We start from the raw sequence: 4,634 nt of genomic DNA on the forward strand, positions 1-4,634 counted from the left end.
GTGCGTGGACGGCCGCGAAGCGGACGTCCACGCGGCGATCATAAGGGCCGCCCGCCCGCGCCTTCCCGCGGAACGGCCATGAACTCCCGTCAAACATGCCGACCCTGACCGGAAGCGGACAACACCGCCGATTCCGGCCAACCGGATGCCGCCGTTTCGGCCCGCCCGACGCGGATCAGACCGCCCGGGCGCTCCACCGGTCGCCGTGCCGGTCGACCTTCAGCGTCAGACCGAACGTCTCGCCCAGCGCCTCGCCCGTCATCACCTGCTCCAGCGGCCCCGCCGCCACCACCGCCCCGCCGCGCATCAGCAGCCCGTGCGTGAACCCGGGCGGGATCTCCTCGACGTGGTGCGACACGATCACCGGCGTCGGCGCGTCGATGTCGTCGGCCAGCACCGCCAGCCGGCGCAGCAGGTCCTCGCGGCCGCCCAGGTCCAGCCCCGCCGCCGGCTCGTCCAGCAGCAGCAGCTCGGGGTCGGCCATCAGCGCGCGGGCGATCAGCACCCGCTTGCGCTCCCCCTCCGACAGCGTGCCGAACCGCCGCTCCGCCAGCGGCGCCGCACCCCACCGGTTCAGCAGCGCCCGCGCACGGCTGTGGTCGGGGGTCTGGTACTCCTCACCGAACCGGCCCAGCAGCCCGTAGGAGGCGCTGATCACCAGGTCCCGCACCACAGCGGAGTCCGGGACCCGGTTGGCGACCGCGGCGCTGGAGAACCCCACCATCGACCGCAGCTCCTGGGTGTCGGCCTCGTCCAACCGCTCCCCCAGGACGTGCGCCGTACCGGCGGACGGGGCGGTCTGGGCGGCCGCGACGCTCAGCAGCGTGGTCTTGCCGGCCCCGTTCGGACCGATCACCACCCACCGCTCGTCGTCCTCCACCGTCCACTCGACGTCGCGCAGCAGCACGGCATCGCCGCGGCGCACCGTCACGCCGCTCATCCGCAGCACCTGGCCGTCCAATTCCACTCCCTGTTCCACCGCGCTCCGAGTCCCGTAGCGCCGCGCAGACCGCCGCGCTCCGATGCGAACCTAGCGGACGCGCCTGTTGGTCCGTGCACCGATCTAGGCTGAACCAATGCTGCGAGAACTGTCATCCGCCCAGTTGGTCGCGTGGGGCAACGCCTGGCTGGCCGGCCAGGCCGGGCTCGACGACGCCGTCGACGCGGTGGAGCGGCGCACGGGACCCCACGTCGTCGGCGACGTCCCCCCGGGGCTGCCGTTCGAGGCGGGCGCCCCGCTGCGGTCGGCGCTCGCCCGGCTGCGCTCCCACGGGCTGAGCGCGTTCCGGCTCAGCCTGCCCGTCCCCGGCGACCCCCTCGGCCTGGTCGGGGCGGCCGACCTCAACACCGCCGCGATCGACGCGCGCGAGGCGGTCCTGGTGCGGCTCGCGGACCGCCAGGTCGGTCTGGTCCCGGGCGAGGACCGGCGCGGCTCCTCCTACGTCGGCGTCGCCTGGACCCCCTACCCGGCCGCCGACACCGACCCCGAACCCGTCCCCCTGGCCGACGCCGAGCACCGGCTGACCCTCGCCATCCGCGAGTCCGCCGCCCTCTTCGGCCAGGTCGACGACGTCTCCACGTGGAGCCCCGAGGTCACCCGCGCCCTCGCCGACCTCCGCGACGCCGACCGCGCCCCCAGCGACGGGCTCGCCCCCGGCCACCCGCAGCGGGCCCACCGCCTCGCCGCCCAGGCCGACCGGCTCGCCGTGGTGGTCCGCCTCGCCGGCGCCGACGACGGCCGCGGACTGTCGGCCGCCCAGATGGAGTCGCGCCGCCGGGCCCTCCGCGTCCTCGACAGCGCCGTCCGACGCGCCCGCGTCGCCGCCTACGGGGCCGCCGCGACCCGGTGACCCCCGGGCGGTCAGGGTCGGCGGCATACCGTCCTCAGGGGAAACCAGGGGTCGTTCCCGATTCCGCGCGGCCCCGCGAGGGCCGATACTCGTAGACATGAACGACACGGCCCCGTCCGCCCGCTCCTCCTCCCCCGCTCTGCGCGCCTCCGACGCCGACCGCGACCGCGTGGCCGAGATCCTCGCCACGGCCCTGGGCGAGGGCCGGCTGACGCAGGAGGAGCACAGCGAACGCCTCGACGCCGTCTACGCCGCCAAGACCCACGCGGACCTGGCCCCGCTGACCGAGGACCTGCCCCAGACGCCCGGCTCCGCCGCGTTCGCCGCCCGGCGCCCGCCCGCCGCCGAGGACGCCGACCTGGTCGCGTCCGCCACCGGCAGCGAGAACCTCGTCGCCCTCCTCGGCACGGCCGAACGCAAGGGCCGCTGGCTCGTCGAGAAGCGCACCAACGCGTCGGTGCTGCTGGGCAACGTCGAGCTGGACATGCGGCAGGCCGTCATGGCGCAGCGCGAGGTCACCGTGCAGGCCGCCGTGGTCCTCGGCAACGTGTCCGTGATCGTCCCGCCGGGGGTGCGGGTGGTCAACAAGGCGTCGGCCATCCTGGGCGCCGTGACCCTCGGCGAGTCCGGCGACGTCCCGCCGGACGCCCCCACCATCGTCATCCGCGGGCTGTGCCTGCTGGGCTCCGTCATCGTGGAGACCAAGGGCCTCGACGACTGACGACGGGGCGGGTACCGGAGAGCGGAGTAGCGGGAGAGAGCTGGAGACCAATGGATTCCGACCACATGCGCGCGTCCGACGCCGACCGCGACCGCGTGGCCGAGCGCCTGCGCGAGGCCATGGCCGAAGGGCGGTTGACGCAGGACGAGCACGAGGAGCGCCTCGACGCCCTCTACCGCGCCAAGACCATCGGCGAGCTCGCCCCGCTCACCCACGACCTGCCCCTGTCCGGTGCGGCGCCCGCGCCGGGGGCGCCCGTGGGCATGACCGTCTCCACCGACGAGGCCCGGTCCCTCGCGGCCGGCAGCACCGGGCGGGAGAACATCGTCGCGGTGTTCGGCGGCGCCGAGCGCACGGGCCGCTGGCTGGTGGAGCCCCGCACGAACGCGTCGGTCCTGTTCGGCGGGATCGAACTCGACTTCCGCGAGGCGGTCCTCACCCAGCGGGAGGTCACGGTGCAGTGCGCGGTGATCTTCGGCGGGGTCGACATCACCGTCCCGCACGGCGTGCGTGTGGTGAACAACACGACGGCCATCCTGGGCGGGACGAGCCTGCACGGCACCGACACCGTCACCGACCCCAACGCGCCCACCATCCGCCTCACGGGGACCTGCATGTTCGGCGGCATCGAGGTCAAGGCCAAGGGGCCGAAGAAAAAGAAGAAGAGCCGCCGGCGCGGCTGCTGACCGCGGCCGCCGGGTCCGCCGGTGACCGCCGGGTGAACGGCGGCCGGACCTTGGCCGCCCTGCCCCACCCGCCCCCGGCCGGGCCGAGTACCGTGGACAGCGCGATGAACGATATCTCCACCCTCCTGGTAACGGTCACCGGGCGCGACCGCCCCGGTGTGAGCGCGCGGCTGCTCAGCACCCTCTCGGTGTACCCGGTCATCCTGGTCGACCTCGAACAGGTCGTCATCGGCGGCCGCCTCGTCCTGGGGGCGCTGCTCTCGGTCGACGAGGGCGTGGCGCCGGGGGTCAGCCGCGAACGCGTCTTCGACGAGGTGCGCCACGCGCTGGAGAAGACGTCGATCGACCTCGACATGGACGTGGAGTTCGCGCCCGGCAGCGAGCGCGTGAGCGCGGGCGCCGGCGAGCGGCTGCACGTCACCATCCTCGCCGACCCGCTGCGGCCGGGGGCGCTGGGCGCGATCGCGTCGTGCGTGGCCCGGGCCGGGGCGAACATCGACCGCATCGAGCGGCTGGCGAGCTACCCGGTGACGTCGATCGAGCTGGAGGTCTCCGGGGCCGACCCGGAGCGGCTGCGCGAGGACCTCGCCATGGAGGCCGCCACCCAGTCCATCGACGTGGCGCTCCAGCCGAGCGGGCTGCACCGGCGGGCCAAGCACCTCATCGTCATGGACGTCGACTCCACCCTGATCCAGGGCGAGGTCATCGAGCTCCTCGCCGAGCACGCCGGCTGCGCCGAGGAGGTCGCCCGCGTCACCGAGGAGGCGATGCGGGGCGAACTGGACTTCGAGGAGTCGCTGCGCCGCAGGGTGGCCCTGCTCGAAGGGCTGGACGCGTCGGCGCTCGACGCGGTCCGCGAACGGCTGGTGCTCACCCCCGGGGCGCGCACCCTGATCCGCACGCTGAAGCGGCTGGGGTACGAGTGCGCGATCGTCAGCGGGGGGTTCACGCAGATCACCGACTCCCTGGTGGAGCGGCTCGACATCGACTACTCGGCGGCGAACACGCTGGAGATCGTCGACGGCAAGCTCACGGGCGGGCTGACGGGGCCCATCGTCGACCGCAAGGGCAAGGCCCTCGCCCTGGAGCGGTTCGCCCGCGAGGCGGGAGTGCCGCTCAACCAGACGGTCGCCATCGGTGACGGCGCCAACGACCTCGACATGCTGCGCGCAGCGGGCCTGGGGGTGGCGTTCAACGCCAAGCCGGTGGTCCGCCGGCAGGCCGACACCTCGGTCAGCGTGCCCTACCTCGACACCATCGTGTTCCTGCTCGGGATCAGCCGCGAAGAGATCGAGGCGGCCGACCGCGCCGAGTAGCCGACGGAGCGGACCGCACACCACGGCCCCCGGCCACCGATCCTCGGATCGGTGGCCGGGA

At 74.2% G+C, this 4,634-nt stretch carries 5 protein-coding genes; 4 read left to right on the plus strand and 1 reads right to left on the minus strand.

The annotated features are described in order from the left end of the window. Nucleotides 1–175: 175 nt before the first annotated feature. The gene (locus NT8_RS27255; RefSeq protein ID WP_067975750.1) at nucleotides 176–961 is read right to left on the minus strand and encodes an ABC transporter ATP-binding protein; all 786 of its coding nucleotides are present in this window, start codon (nucleotides 959–961) and stop codon (nucleotides 176–178) included. A 115-nt stretch (nucleotides 962–1,076) separates the two neighbouring features. Here NT8_RS27255 and NT8_RS27260 point away from each other — a divergent pair, with 115 nt between their 5' ends. From NT8_RS27260 to serB, 4 genes are all read left to right on the plus strand, one after another. Then, nucleotides 1,077–1,850 carry a hypothetical protein gene (locus tag NT8_RS27260; RefSeq protein ID WP_067975753.1) on the plus strand — a complete coding sequence of 258 codons (774 nt, stop codon included), beginning with the start codon at nucleotides 1,077–1,079 and terminating at the stop codon, nucleotides 1,848–1,850. Nucleotides 1,851–1,947: 97 nt separating this feature from the next. Then, nucleotides 1,948–2,571 (plus strand): DUF1707 SHOCT-like domain-containing protein, encoded by a 624-nt coding sequence (locus tag NT8_RS27265; RefSeq protein ID WP_067975755.1) that lies wholly within the window; start codon nucleotides 1,948–1,950, stop codon nucleotides 2,569–2,571. Between the two features lie 50 nt (nucleotides 2,572–2,621). Continuing rightward, the gene (locus tag NT8_RS27270; RefSeq protein WP_067975757.1) at nucleotides 2,622–3,257 is read left to right on the plus strand and encodes a DUF1707 SHOCT-like domain-containing protein; all 636 of its coding nucleotides are present in this window, start codon (nucleotides 2,622–2,624) and stop codon (nucleotides 3,255–3,257) included. Nucleotides 3,258–3,361: 104 nt separating this feature from the next. After that, on the plus strand, nucleotides 3,362–4,573 hold the full coding sequence (gene serB, locus NT8_RS27275; RefSeq protein WP_067975760.1) for a phosphoserine phosphatase SerB: 1,212 nt from the start codon (nucleotides 3,362–3,364) through the stop codon (nucleotides 4,571–4,573). Nucleotides 4,574–4,634: the final 61 nt, after the last annotated feature.

This window comes from Nocardiopsis trehalosi NBRC 14201 (genome assembly GCF_001552555.1).
Lineage (GTDB): Bacteria > Actinomycetota > Actinomycetes > Streptosporangiales > Streptosporangiaceae > Nocardiopsis_B > Nocardiopsis_B trehalosi.

What these genes read in the sequence shown, in the direction of transcription:
- NT8_RS27270 (WP_067975757.1), top strand. Translation starts at nt 2,622, where the DNA reads ATGGATTCCGACCACATGCGCGCGTCCGACGCCGACCGCGACCGCGTG.
- serB (WP_067975760.1), top strand. Translation starts at nt 3,362, where the DNA reads ATGAACGATATCTCCACCCTCCTGGTAACGGTCACCGGGCGCGACCGC.
- NT8_RS27260 (WP_067975753.1), top strand. Translation starts at nt 1,077, where the DNA reads ATGCTGCGAGAACTGTCATCCGCCCAGTTGGTCGCGTGGGGCAACGCC.
- NT8_RS27265 (WP_067975755.1), top strand. Translation starts at nt 1,948, where the DNA reads ATGAACGACACGGCCCCGTCCGCCCGCTCCTCCTCCCCCGCTCTGCGC.